The sequence below is a fragment of the Acuticoccus kandeliae genome, from assembly GCF_003073115.1.
On sequence record NZ_QBBV01000002.1, the window covers coordinates 1,213,758 to 1,235,226 of the forward strand.

Genomic DNA, 21,469 nt, shown 5'->3' on the forward strand with positions numbered 1-21,469 from the left:
AATATGTAATTTGCGTCGCAGTTGAGACATCCGTAAACGGGTGCCGAGCGTACGTCCTTCTCGGGGACGATGAAGTCGAAGAAGCGAAGTCGCCGCGGGCCTTCGGGCACGACGAACACCGGCGAAATCGGCCGGACAGAATCGAAGCGCCAACTTTGACGTTGGGGAGATGAGACTTTGGACGCGAACGCCTTTGATGCCTACATCGCGCGCTGGGAGAAAAAGGCGATGGTGCGTTCGACGCCGCGCCGCGCGCTCCCCGAGGTGAACGGCGACAGCCACCACTACCCCCTCTTCCGCCAACCCCTGTGCATCCATCCCGCCGTGATCGCGCGCGGGGAGGATGTCGTGTCCGGCATCCTTCTTCAGTCGTGCTACAAGTATATGGAAGATATCGCGCTGACTGAGACGGAAGTCGTCTGCCGGATTACCACGCGGATCGCCAACGGCCGCACCCCCTACGACTTTTCGCGCAAGCTTCAGCAGGTCGCGCTCACGGTCGTGACGGACGAAAACTATCACGCCTATGTCGCGCGGGACTTCCTCGACCAGCTCTCCCAGCTTCGCGCCGCGCCCCCGATCGCCCATCCCAAGGAGACCGAGCTCTCCGTCGCCCTCGCCGAGACGCTCGGGCGTCTGCCGCACGAATTCCACGACGAGTTCGAGCTGATCGCCGTCGCGATCGCCGAGAACACGCTCACCCGCGAAATCATCGACCTGCGCTCCGACCGCAAGCTCGACGACGCCTTCCGCCTGTCCCTCTCCGACCATCTCGGCGACGAGGCGCAGCACTCCGGCTTCTTCCAGACCTTCCTCGGCGAGTTCTGGCGCCAGGTGCACCCCGAGCGGCGCGCGATCCTCGGCCGGGCGCTGCCGGCCTTCCTGATCCGCTATCTCGGCGTCGGCATCGAGCAGCAATTCGACCTCGCCGTCCTCGGCACGTTCGGCTTCTCCCACGAGGAGGCGCAGGAGATCGTCGAGGACTGCCATGACGGCTTCACGCTCGGGCCGGATCACCCGATGCTCGGCAACATCGTGCGCCTCCTCCAGACCGCGGGGATCATGTCCGACGCGCCGACCCGCGAAGCCTTCTGGCACGCCGGGCTGATCGCGCGGGGCGCGTGATGGCCGACCTTTCGCCCCCCGCCACCTTCGAGCGGACCGCCGCCCGGACGCCGGGCGATTTCGTCTCCGCGATCGCCGCGCGCGAGCCGCACCGCCTCGCGATCGTCGACGGCGCGCGGCACGTCTCCTATGGCGAACTCGACGCGCTCGCCGATCGCGTGGCCGCCGCGGTGGCGAGCCGGCTCGGCCCGGCGCGGCGCGACCGGATCGTCGCCCTCTCGATGCCGCCCGGTTTCGGCACAGTCGCCGCGATGCTCGGCATCATGAAGGCCGGCGCCTGCTATCTGCCGATCGACCCTGAGCAGCCGCAATCGCGCATCGACTTCGTGCTCGCCGATTCCGGCGCGGCGCTCCTCATCGAGGACGGTGCGTTGGGCGGGGCGTATGAAGGAGAGCGGATCGCGCTCGCCGACGCGCTCGCCTTCGAGGGCGAGGCCGCGCCCCACGCCGCAGACCCCGCGGACGCGGCCTACGCGATCTACACCTCCGGCTCCACCGGCACGCCGAAGGGCGTCGTCATCGAGAACCGCAACGCGGTCAATCTCATCCACGGCTGCCTCGACCGCGTCGGCTTCAGCGGCGAGGATCGCGGCCTCGCCTTCGCCTCCATCAGCTTCGACGCGGCGATCTGGGAGACGTTCGGGATCCTCTCCTGCGGCGGCGCGCTCGTCATCGTGGCCCCCGAGGTGCGGCGCAATCCGGCCGCGCTCGTCGACCTCATGGCCCGCGAGAGGGTGAGCCTCGCGACGCTGCCGCCGGCGCTCCTGCCGAAGCTCCCGGACGTGCCGCTCCCGAACCTGCGCCTCCTGGTGACAGCCGGAGACACCTGCTCGGCCGACGACGTCGCCCGCTGGTCGGCCGGCCGGCAGATGCTGAACGGATACGGGCCGACCGAGGCGAGCGTGTGCGCCGCCTGCGCCGACCTCACGCCAGAGACGCCCGCGACGCTGATCGGCAGCGCGATGCCCGGCGCCACCCTCTATGTGCTGTCCGAAAGCGGCGAGCCGGTGGGGGTCGGGGGCGAGGGCGAACTCTATATCGGCGGGGCGGGCGTCAGTCGGGGTTATCTCAACCGGCCCGAACTCACCGCCGCGCGCTTCCTCACCGGCCCCGCCTTCCCCGGCGACCGCGTGTTCCGCACCGGCGACCGCGTGCGCGTCACGGCGCCCGGCATTTTCACCTTCCTCGGCCGCATCGACAACCAGGTGAAGATCTCCGGCCACCGCGTCGAGCTCGACGAGGTGGGCCGGGCGATGGAGCGGGTCGAGGGGGTCGCGCAGGCCTGCGTCATCGCCTTCGGCGAGGACAATGCGCGCCGCCTCGTCGCCTTCTACGTGCCGACCGGCGAGCCGGTCGCGCCGGCCCGCCTCACCGAGGCGCTGATGGCGTGGCTGCCGGCCGCGATGCTGCCTTCCGAGACCATCCCCCTCGCCGACCTCCCGCTCACCGTCAGCGGCAAGTTCGACCGGACCGCGCTCGCCGCCCTCGCCGCGCGGGAGGCCGCCGACGCCGCCGCCCGCCCCGCCGCGACCGGAGCGATGACCGGGACCGAGGCCGAGATCGGCGCGCTCTGGTGCCAGCTTCTCAAGGTGCCGTCGGTCGCGCCGTCCGACAGCTTCTTCGCGCTCGGCGGCGACTCGCTCCGCCTCAGCGAGCTGCTCGTCACCGTCAACGAGCGGTACGGGACGACGCTGATGCCCGCCCGCTTCCGCAAGCTGCCCGACCTCGCCGCGCTCGCCGCCTTCGTGGATTCCCGCCGCAAGTCCGGGCCGGCGGCATGAGTGCGGGGGCCGTGGGGGCGGCGTTCGAGATCGAGGATTTCGTCGACAGCCTGCTCGACGACGGCTTCGATCTCTCGCTTTCCTCTGGCGGCCTCCCGCACGCCTCCGGCCCCGCCGCGCTCGACGATGAGCGCGCGCATTATCTCTCCGCCAACGCGCCGGCGATCGCACGCTATCTCGCCGCCGAACGCGTGCGCGCGCGCCTTGCCGGGCCGATCATGCCGCGCACTGAGCGGGATCGCGTCCCCCTCAGCGCGCAGCAGCACGCGCTCTGGCTGTCTCTCTCGCTCGGCCCCGACGCGCTGCCGACCTACCACACGCCGACGCTCCTGCGCCTCGCCGGCCCGCTCGACATCGCGCGCCTCGAAGCCGCGCTCTCCGCCCTCCTCGCCCGGCACGAGGCCTTCCGCACGATCATCGTGGAGGAGGACGGCACGCCCTATCAGCGCGTGTGCGTCCCGTCCCCCGTGACGCTCGACATCGCGGAGGTCGCGCCGGACGCGCTGCCGGCCGCGATCCAGCGGATCGCCCTTGCCCCCATTTCCGTCGACCGGGGACCCTTCGTGCGGGCCGTCCTCTTCCGGCACGGGCCGGCGGACCACACCCTCCTCATCCTCCAGCATCATCTCGTGAGCGACGGGTGGACGATCGCCCTCCTCGCCCGCGAACTCGGCCTCCTCTACAGCGACGGGCCGGGCGCGCTCGCCGCCCCGCGCCTCCAATATGCCGACTACGCGCTGTGGCAGCGCGAAGCGCTGGCGGGCGACGCCATCGCGCCGCTCGCGCAGGATTGGGCGGACACGCTGTCGGGCTGGTCGCCGCTGGAATTGCCGACCGACCGGCCGCGCGCCGGCGCGCGGTGCGACGGCGGCGACCATCATCATTTCCACATCCCGCGCAGCGTCGTCGCCGGGCTCGAACGGCTCGCGCGCGGGCATCGCACCACCCTTTTCAGCGTCGTCGCCGCCGCCTTTGTCGGGCTCCTGCGCATCCACGCGCGCCAGAGCGACGTGACGATCCTCACCGCCGTCGCCGGCCGCTCGAAGCGCGAGCTCGCGGACATGGCGGGCTATTTCGTGAACCTCCTCCCGCTGCGCGACAATACCGAGGCGGGGAGCGAGGCCTTCACCGCGCTTCTCGACCGCGTCGCCGAACGGCTCGCCGACGCGCAGTCGGCCGAGATCGTGCCCTTCGCCGACATCGTGCGACACGCGGGCATCGCACGCGAGGCCTCGGGCCGGACGGCGCTGGAGCGGGCGGTCCTCGTCTTCCAGTCGGCGAGCGCCGGCCCGGCGCCGCGCTTTGCCGGGCTCGACGTGAATGTCGATCCGGAGGCCGACCTCCCCATCGCGAAATTCGAGCTGACATTCTCGCTGACCCCCACCGAGGACGGCCTCGCCGGCCGCGCCGAATTCGCGACCGACCTTTACGATCGCGCGACGATCGAGCGGCTCAGCGCCCATCTCGGCCGCCTTCTCGAAGCCTTCGCCGCCGAACCCGGCGCCCTGGTGTGCGGCAGCACGCTCCTCACCCCGGCGGCGTTCGAGGCGACCGTCCTCGCCCCCAACCGGACCGCTACGTCCTACCCGCGCGAGGCCACCCTCAGCGCCCTCTTCGAGGCGGTCGCCGCCGCGTACGGGGACACCGTCGCCGTGCGCGACGAGGGTGTCGACATCACCTACGCGGCGCTTTCGTCATGGGCCGACAGGATCGCCGCGACGCTCCACGCGCGCGGGATGATCAGCGGGCCGGAGCCGATGATCGCGCTGAGGATGGCGCGCGGCGCACCCCTCCTCGCCGCGATCCTCGGCGTCCTGAAGGCGGGCGCGGCGTATGTGCCGATCGACCCGCTCTACCCCGCCGAGCGGGCGCGCCGGATGATCGAGGAGACCCGCGCCGGGGCCCTCCTCGTCGCGACCCGCACCGACGAGGCGGAGGCGATCGCCACCGGCACCGCCCCTCTCCTCGCGCTCGACACCGTCACGGATGCACCGGACGGAACCGCCTTCCCGCCCCGCACGGCGGACGACCTCGCCTATGTCTGCTTCACCTCCGGCACGACCGGGATGCCGAAGGGCGTCCTCGTGCCGCAGCGCGCGGTGGTGCGGCTCGTGCGCGGGTCGAACGTCATCGCCCCTGCCGTTGGCGAGCGCATCGCCTTCGCGTCGAACGCGGTGTTCGACGCGGCGACGCTCGAGATCTGGGGCGCGCTCCTCAACGGCGCGACGCTCGTCGTCGTCTCGCACGACACGCTCCTCGACCCAGACGCCCTCGCGGACTGCCTCGCCGACGAGCAGGTCGACTATCTGTGGCTGACGGCCGCCCTCTTCGACCAGATGGCCGCCCACCGGCCGGACATGTTCGCCGGTCTCAAGGCCCTCTATGCCGGCGGCAGCGCGCTCGACCCGGACAGCGTGCGAGCGGTGTTCGCCTCCCCCGCCGGCGCGCCGCAGCGCGTCGTGAACGGCTACGGCCCGACCGAGAACACCACCTTCTCGACCATCCACCCGATCACGCATCTTTCGCCGGATGCGCGCGCGGTCCCGATCGGGCGGCCGATCTCGAACGCCCTCGCCTTCGTCCTCGACGAGACCGGCCGGCCGGTGCCCGAGGGCGTCCTCGGCGAGCTTCATGTCGGCGGCGACGGCCTCGCGCGCGCCTATCTCAACGATCCGGACGCGACGGCGCGCAAGTTCGCCGAGCACGTCTTCACCCATCCCGTCACCGGGGAAACCTTCGCGCACCGGCTCTACGCAACCGGCGACCTCGTGCGCTGGCGCGACGGCAGCCTCGACTTCATGGGCCGCATGGACCGGCAGGTGAAGCTGCACGGCTTCCGCGTCGAGCCCGGCGAGATCGAGGCGGCGATGGGCGAGGAGCCGGCCCTCCTCCAACAGGTCGTGCGCATCCTCCACGATGCGGACGGCCACCCGCGTCTCGTCGCCTGGTACACGTGCCGGCCGGGCCGCGCGGTCGAGCCGGCCGACCTCAGGGCGCGGCTCGAACGGACGCTCCCCGCCTACATGGTGCCGAGCGCCTTCGTCCCACTCGAGCGGATGCCGGTGAACACCAGCGGCAAGATCGACCTCGGCGCGCTGCCCCCGCCCACTTCATCGGCCGCCCCCAACGCCGCGACGGCGGTGCCGGACGACGATGTCGCGGCGCGCGTCCTCGCGATCTGGCGGAGCGTCCTGCGCAGCGACGCGATCGGCGTCGACGACGACTTCTTCTCGGTCGGCGGCGATTCCATCCTCACCATCCAGGTGGTCGCGCGGTGCCGCGAGGCGGGGCTCCATTTCGCCCCGCGCGACATCTTCGAGGCGCGGACCGTCGCCCGCCTCGCGCGCCGGCTCGCCGACATGGCCCCCGCCGCCGCGTCCGCCGCGGTGCCGGACGGCCCGCCGCTCCTCACGCCGATCCAGCGCTGGTTCTTCGGGCTCGATCTCGCCGAGCCCGCCCACTTCAACCAGGCCTTCCTCCTCGTGCCGCCGGGCGCTGTCTCGCTCGACGCGCTCGGCCAAGCGGTTGCGACGCTCGCCGCACGCCACGACGCGCTGCGCCAGCGCTTTGCCGAAGGCCCGGACGGCTGGCGCGTCGAGATCGCCCCGCCGGATGCTCCGAACCTCGCCCACATCGCCGCCATCGCTGCGACGCCGGAGGAGAGCCTGCAGGACCGCCTGACCGCGCTTCAGGCCGGGCTCGACCCGCATTCCGGCCCGCTCGTCGCGGCCGCCCTCGTGAGCGGCGCGGCGGACGGTGCGCCGCGCATCCTCCTCGCGATCCATCACCTCGCGGTCGACATCGTCTCCTGGCGCATCCTCGTCGGCGAGCTTGCCGCCCTCCTCGCCCATCACGGTGCGCCGCTCCCCGCCCCGACCGCCCCGTTCGCAGCCTGGTCGCGCGCGCTCGACGCCGCCGCCACCCGCCGCGAGGTGGCCGAGACGCGCCCCTTCTGGGCGACGATGCTGGAGGCCGCCGGGCCGCTCCCGACCGCCGACGCGTCATCGATGCGCGCCGAGCCCCGGTCCATGACCCTGCGCCTCGACCGCCCGACGAGCCGCGCGCTCCTGCGCGAATGCGCGGACGCCTACCGCACGCGGACCGACGAGCTCATCCTCGCCGCCTTCGCCCCGGCGCTTGCCGCCGCGTGCGGCGCGCCGGACGCTTCCATCATCCTGGAGGGGCACGGGCGCGAGGCGTTCGTCGGGCCCGACGTCTCCTCCACCGTCGGATGGTTCACGACGCGCTTCCCGGTGCGCTTCGCCGCGATCGGGTCCAGCGGCACGGAGGAGGCGATCCTCACCGTCAAGGAGACGATGCGCCGGATCCCGCACAACGGCCTCAGCTACGGGCTGGTGCGCGACGGGCTCGCGGCGCGCGAGCCTGACGTGCTCTTCAACTATCTCGGCCAGCTCGATTCCTCCGTCCCCGATGGGTGGGCTCTGGCGCAGGAGCCGCCCGGCGCGATGGTCTCGCCGCGGAACCGCCCGGCGAGCGCGCTCGACGTCACCGCCGTCGTGATCGAGGAGTGCCTGGAGTTCCGCTTCGTCGATGATGGGCGGGCCCCGGAGGGCTGGGTCGCGCGTCTCGCCGACGCCGTGGAGACGCGCCTGCGCGCCGTCGTCGCCCACTGCCGCGGCCGGCGCGATGTGCGTCTCCTGCCGGGCGACTTCCCCCACGTCACGCTCACGCGGCCCGAACTCGACGCGATCCTGGCCCATCCGGGCAGCGCGCCGGAGGATATCGCACCGCTGACGCCGCTGCAGGAAGGCCTCCTCTTCCATGCCCTCCACAGCCCGCAATCGGACCAGTACATCGTGCAGTTCGCGTGGGAGTGCGCCGCCGCGCTCGACCCCGAGCGGATGCGCGCCGCCTGGGACGCTCTCGCGGCAGCGACCCCGGCGCTGCGCACGCGCTTCGCCTGGGAGGGCCTCGACGCGCCGGTCCAGGTGATCGAGCGGGAGGGGAATGTCGCCTTCCGCGTGGTCGACCTCGCGCCGCGCATCGCGCACGGCCAGTCCCCGGACGCGGCGCTCGACGAGGTGCGTGCGGCCGACCGCGCCCGGGGCATCGACCTGTCCGAGGCCGGCGCCTTCCGGGTGACGCTGGTGCGCCGCGCGGCGGACGACTGGGTGATGGTCTGGACCCACCACCACATCATCATGGACGGCTGGTCGGTCCCCCTCCTCATGGACGCGCTCGGCGCGTTCTATGCCGGCACGCGCGCGCCGGCCGAGCCCGCGCGACACGCCGCCTACGCCGCAGCGCTCCGCGCCCGCGACACCGCCGCCGCGCTCGACTATTGGCGCGAGACACTGGACGGCATCGAGGGGCCGACGGACCTCGCGATCGCGCGCCAGGGCGCGACCCTCGGCAAGCACCGCCCGATCGCCACGCTCGGCGAGGAGGGCATCGTCCTGGAGCCGGCGCTCTCGGCCCGCCTCGCGCACCTCGCCCGCACCGAGCGCGTCACGCTGAACGCGGTGATCCAGCTCGCCTTCGCCCATGTCCTCGGCCGCTATGCCGGGCGCGAGGGCGACACCGTGTTCGGCACCATCGTCTCCGGCCGCAACGACGATTTCGCCGGCATCGAAGGCGTCATCGGCCTCGTCGCGAACGTCGTCCCGCTCCGCATCAGGGGGGCGGCAGAGGACCGCGTCTCGACGGCGCTGCGCGACGCACACCACGCGATCGAGATGGCGAGCCGCCACGCCTCGGTCTCCCTCGCCGACATCGAGGCGAGCCTGCACCTGCCGCCGGACGCACCGCTCTTCCACGCGGCGACCGTCTTCGAGAACTATCCCGATGTCGGCGGCGGCAGCGCCGTCCTCGGCGCCGGCGCGCCGCGCGTCACCGACAAGACGAGCTTCCCCCTCCTCCTGATGGCGCTCCCCGGCGAGGCGCTGACGCTCAAGATCCAGTTCGATTCCGACCTCTTCGACCCCGCCAGCATCGCCGCGATGCTCGGCCATCTCGCGAACGTCCTCGACGCCTTCGCGGGCGAGCCCGAGGCGCGGCTCGCCGACATCGACATCCTCGGCCCGCGCGAGCGCCAGGCGCTCGTCGAGGACGTCAACGCGACGGCGTGGCCGGTCGACCCGGACGCCACCATCGTCAACCTCTTCGCGGCCCAGCTTGCGGCGCGCCCCGACGCCATCGCAATCGAGGACGATGCCGGCGACACGCTCACCTTCGCCGAACTCGACGCCGCCGCGACACGCCTCGCATGGCGTCTCCATGCGGCCCACGAGGCCCTCGGCACGCCGCTGACCGCCGACACCGCGGTCGGCCTCTGCCTGCGGCGCGGGCTCGGGATGATGGTCGCGATCCTCGGCATCATGAAGGCGGGCGGCGCCTACGTCCCGCTCGACCCGGACCACCCGCCCGAGCGCCTCGCCTTCCTTGCGGAAGATTGCGGCGCCCGGCTGATCGTCACCGACACCGGGCTCGCCGGCGCCGTCCCCGTCACGGCGGACCGTCTCGTCCTCGTCGACGCTGAGAATGGCGCGGCCCCGCCCTGCGCACTGCCGGAGCCCGCCCCCGGCGACCTCGCCTACATCCTCTACACCTCCGGTTCGACGGGGACGCCGAAGGGCGCGATGATCGAGCACCGCGCCCTCGCGAACCGGATCCTGTGGATGCAGGCGGCCTATCCGATCACGCCCGACGACCGCGTCCTCCAGAAGACGCCCTTCTCCTTCGACGTTTCGGTCTGGGAGTTCGTCTGGCCGATCGTCACCGGCGCGCGGCTCGTCTTCGCGCGGCCGGACGGGCATCGCGACCCGGCCTATCTCGCCCGCCTCATCCGCGAGCGCGCCATCACCACGCTGCATTTCGTCCCGTCGATGCTGCGCGTCTTCGTCGAGACGGTGGATCTTGCGCGGCTCACCTCGCTCTCGCGCATGTTCTGCAGCGGCGAGGCGCTGCCGGCCGATCTCGCGCGCACCACGCTCGCCGCGCTCCCCGCGCTCGGCCTTCACAACCTCTACGGCCCGACCGAGGCGGCGATCGACGTCTCCTATCACCCCTGCACCGCGGACATGACGGGGACGGTCGTCCCCATCGGCCTGCCGGTCTGGAACACCGCGCTCCTCGTCCTCGACCCGGCGATGCGGCCGGTGCCGGTCGGCGTGCCGGGGGAATTGTGGATCGGCGGGGTCCAGCTCGCGCGCGGCTACCGCAACCGGCCCGAGCTCACCGCCGAGCGCTTCGTGCCGAACCCGTTCGGCGAGGGCCGGCTCTACCGCACCGGCGACCGCGTCGTGCGCGCGGCCGACGGCGTGCTCCACTATATCGGCCGCACGGATTTCCAGGTGAAGGTGCGCGGCGTCCGCATCGAGCCGGGCGAAGTGGAAGCGGCGCTTGAAAGCATTCCGGGCGTCGCGCAGGCCGTCGTCACCGCCCGCGCGATCCGCGGCGAGACCGAGCTCGTCGCCCACATTGCGACCGGCGGCGCGCCGGGCGACGAGGAGGCCGTCAAGGCGCAGCTTCGCGCTTCGCTCCCCGAGGCGATGGTCCCGACCCGCTTCGTCTGGCTCGACCGGCTGCCGCTCAACACATCCGGCAAGGTCGACCGCGCCACCCTTCCCGCGCCGCAGACCGAGGCCGCCGCCGAGCGCGCCCAGAACGAGGCGCCCGCCGACGCGACCGAGGCCGCGATCGTCGCGGCGATGGCCGAGATCCTGGGGCCCGTGATCCACCGCAACACGGACTTCTTCGCCGCCGGCGGCCACTCGCTTCACGCGGTGCGTCTCGTCGCGCGGCTCGGCCAGCGCTTCGGCCGCAGCGTCTCGGTCGGCGAGGTCTTCGCGCTCCGCACGCCCGCCGCGCTCGCCGACGCGCTGCGCGACCCCGCCCTCCTCGAAGCGGCCGCGCCCGCGATCCGCCCGATCGACCGCTCCGCGCCGCTCCCCGTCTCCTTCGGCCAGGAGCGGCTCTGGCTCCTCGACCAGATGATCGCCGACAAGGCCGCCTACAACGTGCCGCTGGCGCTGAGGATCGCGGGCCCGCTCGACGCCGACGCGCTCGGCGACGCGTTCGACGCGCTCTTTGCGCGCCACGAGATCTTGCGCACGCGGATCGTGCGGACCGAGGGCCGCCTCCATCAGGTCGTCGACCCGGCCGAGCCCTTCCCGCTCCAGATGGAGCGCACCAGCGAGGCCCGGCTCGCCGAGCGGCTCGGCGACCTCGCGCGCACCCCGTTCGACCTTGCGCGCGACCATCCGGTCCGCGCCCATCTCCTGCGCCTCGGGGCGGGCGAGTTCGTCCTTCTCCTCAACCTCCACCACAGCGCGACGGACGGCTGGTCGCAGCAGCTCCTCCTCAGCGAGCTCGGCCGGACCTACCGCGAGATCATGGCCGGCACACCACCCGCGGCGGACACGCCCGACCTCCAATATGCCGACCTCGCCGCGGCTGAGCGCGCGCGGCTGACCGGCCCCCGGCGCGAGGCGCTCGCCGCCTATTGGGCGGCGACGCTGGAGGGCGCGCCCGCCCTCGCCCTTCCGACCGACCACCCCCGCCCGCCGCGCCCGGCGAGCCGCGGCGCGCTCTCGAATTTCCAGGTGGCGCCCGAGGTCGCGGCCTCGCTGCGCACCCTCGCGCAGGAGAATGGCGCGACCCCGTTCGGCGTCTTCGCCGCGCTCTTCCAGCTCTTCCTCGCGCGCTGGACGGGGACGGAGGATCTCGTGATCGCGACCCCCGTCGCGAACCGCACCCATCCGGCCGAACTCAACACGCTCGGCCTCTTCATGAACACGATCGCGATCCGCCCCGGTATCGCCGCGCCGGAACGGCCGTTCGCCGAGGCTGTCGCCGCTGCCGCCCGCGCCATCGCGGGCGCGATGGCGCACGAGGCGCTGCCGTTCGACCAGATTCTCGACGCTGCGCGGGTGGCGCGTCATCCGGACCGCCCGCCGCTGACGCCCGTGATGCTGATCATGCAGAACCCGGCCGAGGGCGAGGGCTTCGCCGCCCCCGGCCTCGCGATCACCCCGCTCCCGCTCGACACGCAAACCGCGAAATTCGACCTCACCCTCTCCTTCGAGGAGGCGGGCGGCGGCTACGCGGGGACCCTCGAATACGACGCGGACCTCTTCGACCCTGCGACGATGGAATGGGTCGCCCAGTCGATGGCGCGGCTCTGCGCGCGCGCCGCCCACTCCCCCGCGATCACCGCCGGCGCGCTCGCAGAGGCGATCAATCCGCAAGGGGCGCGGCCCGCGATCGCCATCGGGTTCGACGCGGGCGCCCCGCCCGCCGCCCCCGATCAGGACAACACGGCCATCGGCGACGCGCCCGAGACCAGTGTCGCGCAGATGGAGGAGATCGTCGCCGATGCGTGGCGGCGCGTGCTCGAGATCGACCGCGTGGAGCGCGAACGCAACTTCTTCGACCTCGGCGGCACGTCGCTTCGGCTGATGCGGGTCCAGGCCCTCCTGTCGGAGCGGCTCGGGCGCGAGGTCGAGATCCTCACCCTCTTCGAGAACCCGACCCTGTCGCAGCTCGCCGCGATCCTCGCCGCCCCGGCGCCCGACGCCGCAGAAGGTGAGGCCGATGACCAGTCCCCCGCCGCCCGCAATGCGGCGCTCAACAAGAGCCGGCAGGCGCGGCGGCTGAAGCGCACCGGCCCCAAGCCATCTTGAGCACCGATCCGGACCTTCCCGACGACGCGATCGCCATCACCGGGCTCGCCGGCCGCTTTCCGGGCGCCGCGGACGCGTTCGCCTTCTGGCGCAATCTCGAAGGCGGCCGGGAGAGCCTCTCACGGTGCGAGGAGGACAGCTGGAGCGAGGCCGCGCCCGAAGGGGCGACGCGCGTCCCGGTGAAGGGCGTGCTCGACGCGGCCGACGCGTTCGACGCCGCCTTCTTCGATATCCGCCCGCGCAACGCCGCGCTCATGGACCCGCAGCACCGCGTCTTCCTCGAATGCGCCTATCACGCGCTGGAGGATGCCGGCCTCCTCCACGCGGCGGCGGGCGCGCGCATCGGCGTCTTCGCCGGGGCGTCGGCGGTGTCGAGCTACTATCACGCCCATCTTCTCGGCAACCCGGCGACGGTGAATGACGACCCGTTCCAGATGATGCTCGCCAACCAGTCGAGCGCGATCGCGAACCTCGTCTCCTACCGGTTCGGCCTCACCGGGCCGAGCGTCGCGCTCAACACGGCCTGCTCCACGGGGCTCGTCGCCGTCGCGATGGCGGCGACTCACCTTCTCGACGGGCAGTGCGACGCGGCGATCGCGGGCGCGAGCTCGGTGTCCCTGCCGCTCCGGGCCGGCTACTGGCACCTTTCCGGCGGCATCCTCTCGCCCGAGGGCCGCTGCCGCCCCTTCACCCCGGCGGCGGACGGCACGGTGCCCGGCAACGGGGTCGGCGCGGTGGTGCTGCGCCGGCTCGACGACGCGGTGCGGGACGGCGACCATATCTACGCCGTCCTGAGAGGCTTCGCCGTCAACAATGACGGGGCGCAGAAGGTCGGTTACACCGCGCCCGGCGTCGCGGGGCAGACCGAAGTGGTCGCCGAAGCGCTCGCCGCTTCCGGCCTCGATGCCGCCGACATCGCCTATGTGGAGACGCACGGGACGGGAACGGCGCTCGGCGATGCGATCGAGCTCGCCGCCCTCGGGCGCGCGCTCGGCGGTGCGGAGCGGCCGGTGACGCTCGGCACGGTCAAGAACAATATCGGCCATCTCGACGCGGCTGCGGGGATCGCGGGGCTCATCAAGGTCGCGCTGATGCTGGATCGCGGGCGGGTGCCGCCCTCGGCCCATGTCGCGGCGGTCGGGGCGGCGCTCGAGGGTGGCCGCTTCCGCCTCGCCGGCCGCCCCGAGCCGTTCGGCGCCGACGGTCGGCGCGCGGCGGCGGTCAGCTCCTTCGGGATGGGCGGCACCAATGCGCACGCCATCCTGGAGCCAGCCCCGAACGCGCCGCCACGACGGGTCGCGCCGGACCGGCCCGTTCTCCTCGCCCTCGGCGGGCGCTCGCCGGAAACCCTTGCCGCCTTCGCCCACGGCCTCGCCGAACATCTCAGCGAAACAAAAGCGGATCTGCGCGACGCGGCCTACACGCTCCTCCACGCCCGCCCGGCCATGGTGACGCGCGCCGCGATCGTCGCGCGTGACCGCGCCGACGCGGTGCGGCAGCTCGCGGCATTCGCGCCGTCCGACGCGCGCCCGTCACCGCCCTCGACATCGGACGGCGTGGTGTTCGTCGTGCCGGGCCAGGGGGTCCGCCTCGCGGGGATGGCGCGACGGCTCGCGGCGGCCGAACCCGTATTCGGCGACGCGCTCTCCGAGTGCCTCGCGATCCTGCGGGGGCTCGGCGTCGACCTCGCCCCGGCACTCCTGTGCGAGGAGGCGGACGCGGGCGCGCACGCGGCGCGTCTGGAGCGGACAGAGTTTGCCCAGCCGGCAGGGTTCGCGCTCGCCTGGTCCCTCGCCAAGCTCCTCGGCGCGTGGGGCGTGCGGCCGTCGGCGATGATCGGGCACAGCGTCGGCGAGTATGTGACGGCCGCGCTCGCCGGGGTGATGCGCCTTCCCGATGCGCTCCACCTCGTCGTCCAGCGCGGGGCCCTGATCCAGCGCCTGCCGGGCGGCGCGATGGTCGCCGTGCGCATGGCGGCGAAGGAGGCGGAAGGCTGGATCGCCGGGGAGAGCGGGCTCGCCATCGCCGCGCTGAACGGGCCGAACGCCACCGTCATCGCGGGCGAGACGCGCGCGATCGATGCGCTCACGCAGCGCCTCTCGGCGGCCGGGGCGACGTTCACCCGCCTCCCCGTCAGCCACGCCTTCCATTCCCCGATGATGGACGCCGCCCTCGCCCCGCTGGAGCGCGCGGTCGAGGGGGTCGCCCTCTCCCGCCCGCTGATCCCCACCATCACGACGCGGACGGGAGGCTGGATCACCGACGCGGCGACGGATCCCGGCCACTATGCGCGGCAGATGCGCGAGCCGGTGCGGTTCGCGGACGGCATCTCGACGCTCCTCGCCGAGGGCCACACGCGCTTTGTGGAGCTCGGCCAGGGCGCGCTTGCGAGCCAGGTGCGCCAGGGCGCGGCGGCGCGGGGCGTCGCCGTCACCGCCGTCGGCGCGCTCGGCGACGGCGACCCTGCCGCGCCCCTCGCCGCGCTCGGCGCGCTGTGGTGCGCCGGGCTCCCGCTCGACGCCGCCAAGCTCACTCCCGACGCGCGCCACATCTCCCTCCCGCCGACGCCGCTCCTCAGGACTCGCCACTGGATCGACGCGCCCGGCGCACCCGCGCGGCAGGACGCGGAGGCTCCCGCCCCGCCCCCGATGCCCGCAACCAACGGCGCGGCGGACGCGACGCTCGCGGCGATCTGCCAACTCTGGAGCGAGCATTTCTCCTGCGCGGTCGAGCCGGAGAGCAACTACTACGCGCTCGGCGGCGACTCGCTGCTCGCGGTGCGGATCGTCGCCGCGCTGAACCACCGGCTCGGATCGGCCCTCTCCCCCTCCGTCCTCGCCGAAGCGCCGACGCCGGCGGCCCTCGCCCGCCGCGTGAAGGACGGGGCGACGGCGCGCCCGTTCGAGCTCGTGGCGCTGAAGGCCGGTGCGCCGGGGCTTGCGCCGCTCTTCCTCCCCCACGCGGTCGGCGGGACGGTCGACCTCTACGCGCCGCTCGCCGCCGCGCTGCCGGACGACCAGCCTGTCTACGCCCTCCAGTCGAGCGCGCTCGACGGCCGCCATACGCCGCGGATGGATGTCGCGGAGAACGCCGCGCGCCTCCTCGCCGCGATGCGCGCCGTCCAGGCCGAAGGGCCCTATCATCTCGCGGGCTCCTCATTCGGCGGGATGCTCGCCTACGAGATCGCCCGCCAGCTCGCGCGCGAGGGGGAGGAGGTCGCCCTCCTCGCCCTCATCGACACGCCGGCGATGGACGCGCTCCCGCGCGCGCTCATGACCGACGCCGACACCGTCTCCCATGTCGCTGGGCTCCTCGGGCGGGACATTCCGGTCGACGAATTGCGCCCGCTGCCGCGCGCCGCGCAGATCGAACGGCTGATCGCGGTGTGCGGCGACCGTCTCCCGCGCGGGATCGCGCCCGAAGAGCTCGACCTTCATCTGCGGATCTTCTCGGCGAACAGCGACGCGATGCGCGCCTACGAGATCACGCCCATCGCGGTGCCCGAGATCATCTTCTTCCGCGCCGCGACGCGCCTTCCCCACATGCCGGCGCACCCGGAGCGCCCCTGGGTCGAACGGCTCGGAGACCGGGTGCGCGTGATCGAGGTGGCGGGCGACCACCTGTCGATGATGAACGCGCCGGAGGTCAGCCCTATTGCGGCGCGGCTTTCTCAGGCGCTGCGGCCGGCCCGTCGATCAGAAGCGCCGCGATATCGAGAACCATCTCGACCATGAGGTTCAGGCTGCCGTCCTCGTTGGCGAGCACGCCGATCGCGTAGTCCGTCCCCTCGATGACGGCATAGTAGCCGCTATAGCCCGGAAAGACGCCGCTCTTGCCGACCGCGCGGTGGTCGCCGAGCGGGGCGATGTTCACGAATTCGAGGCCGAGCCCGTAGCTGCCCGACCCGCCCGGCAGCGGGTAACTGCACGCCGAGCCGTCCGCCAGCATCGCCGGCGCCAGCATCGCCTTGCGCGAGGCGTCGCTGATGAGGGGCCCGCCGTCCCACAGGACGAGCGGGAGCTTCATGAGGTCGCCGATCTCGCCGACGAGCCCGCCGGCCGCCCACGGCGCGGAGAGGCTGTATTGCGGCTCGTTCAACTCGCCCGTGTCCGACTTCACGTAGCCGGCCGCGCGGTGCTCGACGAGCGCGTGCACGTCGCCGGGGGCGACGCTGTCCATCTGGAGCGGCGTCGAGATGCGGTCGTCGACGAAGGACATGAAGGCCTCGCCGCTCACGATCTCGATCACGCGGCCGAGCAGGATGTAGCCCGAGTCGTTGTAGACGCACTTCGCGCCGGGCGCGAAGACGGGCGGCGCCTTCTCGATGAGCGCGATCAGCTCGTCCGGCGTCCAGTCGCGATACTGGTCGTTGTCGAAGGCCGGGATCTGGGTGAAGTCGGCGATGCCCGAGGTGTGGACGAGGAGGTCGCGCAGCGTGATCGCGGCGGCGTTCGGAAAGTCCGGCATCGTCTTCGACAACGGATCGTCGAGCGAGAGCTTGCCCTCCTCCTCCAGGAGCATGATCGCGATCGCGGTGAAGGTCTTGGTGATCGAGGCGAAGGGGAAGATCGTCTCGTCGACCACGGGGCGCGACTGCTCGATGTCCTCGAGCCCCGTGCGCCGCGCGAAGATCTCGCCGTCCCCGCGCCGCACGATGCTGAAGGCGAAGCCCGGCGGGGCGTCCTTGCCGAGACTGTCGACGCGCTTTGCGATCGCCGCCTCGAGGTCGGACGACAAGGCCTGCGCGTCGGACGGGGTGGAAACACACGCCATCGCCGCCCCCATGATCGCGCAGAGAACGGTCGCCCCGCGCCTCCGCGTTCTCCCCGCGCGCACCGTCGCGGCAGGGTCTCGCGCTGGTTCAAGCAATTTCTGAATTGTCCCGCCTCCCGAAACGTCCGCCAGAGCGTAGCATTGCGGCACGCGGCTTGTCGCGCCGCAGGGCCGGATCGTGCGCGCCGCCATCTCAGTCGACCCGCATCGGTAGGTTGATCGGACCGCGATTGGCCGCCGTCCGGTACCAGACGATCGGTTTGTCCTCGTCGCGGCGGATGGCGGGATAGCGCGCCAGAAGGACGCGCGTGGCGATCGCCCCCTGCATCCGGGCGAGGTGCGCGCCCGCGCATCCGTGGGGGCCTCGCCCGAAGCTCAGGATGTGGCCGGGGCGGCGAGCGATGTCGAACCGGTCGGGGTCGGGAAATTGCGTCTCGTCGCGGTTGGCGGACGCGATCGAGAGCTGCACGAGTGCCCCCTCCGGGATGGTGATGCCCGCGACCTCGATCGGCTCCAGCGCGACGCGCGGGATCAGTGTGACGGGCGCCTCGAAGCGCAGCGCCTCGTCGACCATCGGCTCCAGGAGCGCCGGGTTGGCGTCGAGCTGCGCGCGCGCCTCGGGCAAGCCGTCGAGCAGGAAGAAGATGTTGCCGATCATGTTGCGCACGGCGATGTGCCCGGCGAGGAGGAGGAGGATCGCGTTGCCGACGATCTCGGTATCGGAGAGGCCGCCCGGCGTGTCCGCGCTCGCGAGGAGCGTGCCGAGAAAGTCGTTCTTCGGCGAGCGGCGACGCTCGTTGATGAGGTCCATCGTGTAGTCGTTCATCGCGCTGACCGAGCGCGAGAGGCGGTGCGTCGTCGCCTCGGTGATCGGGATCTCGTTGAAGAAGTCCACGAAATCGACCGACCATTCGATGATCTTGTCGCGGTCCTCCACGTGGACGCCGAGGAAGTCGGAAAGGATGTGGGCCGGGAGGCGGAAGCCGTAATCGTCGGCGACGTCGAACCTTCCGTCGCGCACGCGCTCGTCGATGAGCTGGTTCGCCGACGCCTCGATCAGGGGGGCGAGCGCCTTGACGGCGGTGGCGTTGAAGCCCTGGTTCAGCGCGTGGCGCAGCCGCGTATGCTCCGGCCCGTCCTTCATGATCGTCCAGGATTCGAACAGCGGCACGATCGCGCGCAGCTCCGGCCGCACCGCCTCCGGCGCCTGGTCGACGAAGCCTTTCATCCGGTCGGCCGAGAGGCGCGGGTCGCGAAAAAGGTCCGACACGTCGCCGTGGCGGAAGACGAACCACTGATCGACCGGCGCGTGGTGGTAGACCGGGCTCTCAGCGCGATACCGCGCGAAGGCCGCATAAGGGTCGTCGAGAAGCGCCGGATCGTCGATGAAGAAGGGCTCCCTGCCCCCGCTCTGCGCCGTCGCCATCGTGCGTCCTCGCCTATCATTGCGTTTCTTACAACGAAGAAGGCCATCACAAGTTGCTTCGGCGCAAGTCGAACGGGCCGAAGACGGGTCCGCCGCCCCGCCAACTATGGCCAGCCGCGCCCGCGAGGGGCATGGTGGCGCCCGCAACGACAAGGACGGCAGAGGGAGCGGCGCGTGAGTGTTCAGAGTGAGGTGAAGGTCATCGTCTTCGACACGTTCGGGACGGTGGTCGACTGGCGGGGAAGCATCGTGCGGGACCTCTCCGCCTGGGGCGCGGCGCGGGGTCTCGACCTCGACTGGACGCGTCTCGCGGACCTCTGGCGCGGCCGCTACGACCCGCAAAAGGCGCGCGTGCGTTCGGGCGAATTGCCGTGGACCAATCTCGACGACCTTCACCGCGAAAGCCTCGTCGACGTCCTCGCCGACCTTGGCGCGCCGCCGCTTCCGGACGCCGATCTCGACCACATCAACCGCGTCTGGCATCGCCTCGCGGCCTGGCCGGACGCGGTCGCCGGGCTGACGCGCCTCAAGACGCGCTATGTGATCGGCCCGCTCTCCAACGGGAATGTCGCGCTTCTCGTCAACATGGCGAAGGCGGCGGGCCTCCCGTGGGACCACGCCTTCTCATGCGAGCTCTTCGGCCACTACAAGCCGGACCCGGAGACCTATCTCGGCGTTTGCAAGATGATGTACGCCGCGCCCTCCGAGGTGATGATGTGCGCCGCGCACAATTACGACCTCGCCGCGGCGCGCGAATGCGGCCTGCGCACCGCCTTCATCCCCCGCCCGACCGAGCATGGCGAGGGCCAGACCAAGGACCTCGTGCCGGAGGACGATTGGGACATCGTCGCGGCGGACATGAACGACCTCGCGCGCCAGATGGGCGTGTGAGGCAGCGCGCCCGCCGCGGCCGTCCCTATTCGGGATAGAGGCCGGATTCCACGGAGACGCGGCGGTAGGCGGCCCCCGCAATGAAGCCGCCATCGATCAGGAAATCCTCGCCGGTGACGAAGGCCGCCTCGTCGCTCGCGAGATAGGCGACGAGGTGGGCGATCTCCTCCACGGAGGCGGCCCGCTTCAGCGGCGTCATCGCGATCATCGGCTGGAGGTGCGGCGCCGTCGCGTTGAGGCCGGTGACGACGAGGCCGGGACAGACCGCGTTCACCCGGATGTTGGCCGGCGCGAATTCCATCGCGGCGGCGCGGGTGAGGCCCCGCAGCGCCCATTTGCTCGCCGTGTAGGCGGGGTCGTAGTGCCCGCTGAAGGCGGAGTTCGAGGAGATGTTGATCACCGACGCCCCGCCGCCCTCGGCCAGCAGATCGGCCATGCGCTTGATGCCGATGAACGCGCCCGTGAGGTTGATGTCGATGAGGCGCTGCCATGCCTCGAGGCTCGTGTCGCGGATCGAGGTGCGATTGATGATCCCGGCATTGTTCACGAGGATGTCGAGCCGGCCATAGGTGTCGCGGAAGAGGGCGTGGGCGGCATCCCAGTCCGCCTCGGACGACACGTCGAGCTTGATGAAGCGGACGTCGAGCCCTTCGGCGCGGAGCGTCTCCACCGCGGCCGCGCCGTCCGCCTCCAAGACGTCGCCGATGACGACGCGGGCGCCGCGTTCGGCGAGGAGCTTCGCCTCGGCAAGGCCCTGGCCGCGCGCCGCGCCCGTCACGAGGGCGGGCTTGTCCTTCAGATTCTGCATGAGATCCGTTCTTTCTCAGTAGGTCGCGCGGCCGCCGGAGAGGTCATGGACGGCGCCGGTGGAGAAGTTGCACCCCGGCGAGGCGAGCCAGGCACTGAGCTCGGCGACATCCTCCGCCGAGCCCGGCCGGCCCATCGGGATCTTGCTGAGGTTCAGCTTCACCGTCGCCTCGTCCATCTGCGCGAGGAGGCTCGTCTCGATCAGCGCGGGGGCGATGGCGTGGGCGCGGATCCCGGTCTGCGCCAGCTCCTTGCCGAGGGATTTGGTGAGGGCGATCACCCCCGCCTTCGCGGCGGAGTAGGCGGACATGGCGGGATTGCCCTCCTTCCCGGCGATGGAGGCGAGCATGATGATGTGGCCCGGCTGGTCGGGGCGCATGTGCTGGAGCGCCGCCCGCGCGCAATAGAAGGCGCCGTTCAGATTGATGTCGAGCGTGCGCAGCCAGTCGGCCGTCTCATAATCGCGCACAGTCCGCGTCGGCCCGGTGATGCCGGCGGCGTAGACGAGAATGTCGAGACCGCCGAGCGTGTCGGCCGCCGCCTTCATCGCGTCGGTGACGGCGGCGGCGTCGGTCACGTCCACGACCCGGCCGCGATCGCGCCACGCCTCGGGCAGGGCGAGGTCCCACACCTCGACGGCGACGCCCAGCTCGGCGAATCGCCGCGCGATGGCGCCGCCGATGGCACCCCCGCCGCCCGCGACGACGGCGCGGCGGCCCGTGAGGTCATAGGTGTTGCGTGATCTTGCCATGGGTTCCTCCCGACGCACTGCCGGCTCGAGTCCGGTCTCTTTGGCTGAACGATGGGTAGCCAGCTCGGTTGACCGATGTCAAGTTTCTCACATTGTGATGTTTTATCGGCCTCGCCATGGAGCATGGCGGTGCACAACTGGATCGCCAGAAGTCTCACATTGCAAACTTTTGACCCGCGTTTTCGCTGGTATTTTTCCCGACACGGCCGCTTTCGCAGCGCAACAATATCAAATTTTCGGATTTTTCTGAAAATCGTGATGTGCGTTTGGA

Annotated in this window: 9 protein-coding genes; 5 read left to right on the forward strand and 4 right to left on the reverse strand. The window is 71.8% G+C overall.

Annotated features, from left to right (window positions below; all coding sequences use genetic code 11):
• Positions 1-228 precede the first annotated feature (228 nt).
• From DBV35_RS18325 to DBV35_RS18340, 4 genes are read left to right on the forward strand one after another with little or no spacing between them, the layout of a single operon-like run.
• Positions 229-1,125 carry a diiron oxygenase gene (locus tag DBV35_RS18325; RefSeq protein WP_157961842.1) on the forward strand — a complete coding sequence of 299 codons (897 nt, stop codon included), beginning with the start codon at positions 229-231 and terminating at the stop codon, positions 1,123-1,125.
• On the forward strand, positions 1,125-2,906 hold the full coding sequence (locus DBV35_RS18330) for a non-ribosomal peptide synthetase (RefSeq protein ID WP_108661738.1): 1,782 nt from the start codon (positions 1,125-1,127) through the stop codon (positions 2,904-2,906). The genes DBV35_RS18325 and DBV35_RS18330 overlap by 1 nt, the downstream gene beginning before the upstream one ends.
• Positions 2,903-12,550: a non-ribosomal peptide synthetase gene (locus DBV35_RS18335; protein ID WP_108661739.1), complete on the forward strand. Its 9,648-nt coding sequence runs from the start codon at positions 2,903-2,905 to the stop codon at positions 12,548-12,550. Before DBV35_RS18330 ends, DBV35_RS18335 begins: the two co-directional genes overlap by 4 nt.
• A complete protein-coding gene (locus tag DBV35_RS18340) occupies positions 12,547-16,284 on the forward strand; it encodes a type I polyketide synthase (protein WP_108661740.1) in 3,738 nt (1,245 codons plus the stop codon). Before DBV35_RS18335 ends, DBV35_RS18340 begins: the two co-directional genes overlap by 4 nt.
• Here DBV35_RS18340 and DBV35_RS18345 read toward each other — a convergent pair.
• Both DBV35_RS18345 and DBV35_RS18350 read right to left on the reverse strand, forming a co-directional pair.
• Entirely contained in the window at positions 16,202-17,323 is a 1,122-nt protein-coding gene (locus DBV35_RS18345) for a serine hydrolase domain-containing protein (RefSeq protein WP_157961843.1), read from the reverse strand. The genes DBV35_RS18340 and DBV35_RS18345 overlap by 83 nt on opposite strands.
• A gap of 193 nt (positions 17,324-17,516) precedes the next feature.
• Positions 17,517-18,749 carry a cytochrome P450 gene (locus tag DBV35_RS18350; protein WP_108661742.1) on the reverse strand — a complete coding sequence of 411 codons (1,233 nt, stop codon included), beginning with the start codon at positions 18,747-18,749 and terminating at the stop codon, positions 17,517-17,519.
• A gap of 174 nt (positions 18,750-18,923) precedes the next feature.
• Between DBV35_RS18350 and DBV35_RS30685 the strand changes: the two genes are divergently transcribed.
• Positions 18,924-19,640: a haloacid dehalogenase type II gene (locus tag DBV35_RS30685; RefSeq protein ID WP_205648722.1), complete on the forward strand. Its 717-nt coding sequence runs from the start codon at positions 18,924-18,926 to the stop codon at positions 19,638-19,640.
• 25 nt (positions 19,641-19,665) lie between these two features.
• On the opposite strand, the gene DBV35_RS18360 is transcribed toward DBV35_RS30685, so the two are convergent.
• Positions 19,666-20,448, reverse strand: a complete 783-nt coding sequence (locus DBV35_RS18360; protein WP_108661743.1) for an SDR family NAD(P)-dependent oxidoreductase — start codon at positions 20,446-20,448, stop codon at positions 19,666-19,668.
• A gap of 15 nt (positions 20,449-20,463) precedes the next feature.
• A complete protein-coding gene (locus DBV35_RS18365) occupies positions 20,464-21,198 on the reverse strand; it encodes an SDR family oxidoreductase (protein ID WP_108661744.1) in 735 nt (244 codons plus the stop codon).
• Between the last annotated feature and the right edge of the window lie 271 nt (positions 21,199-21,469).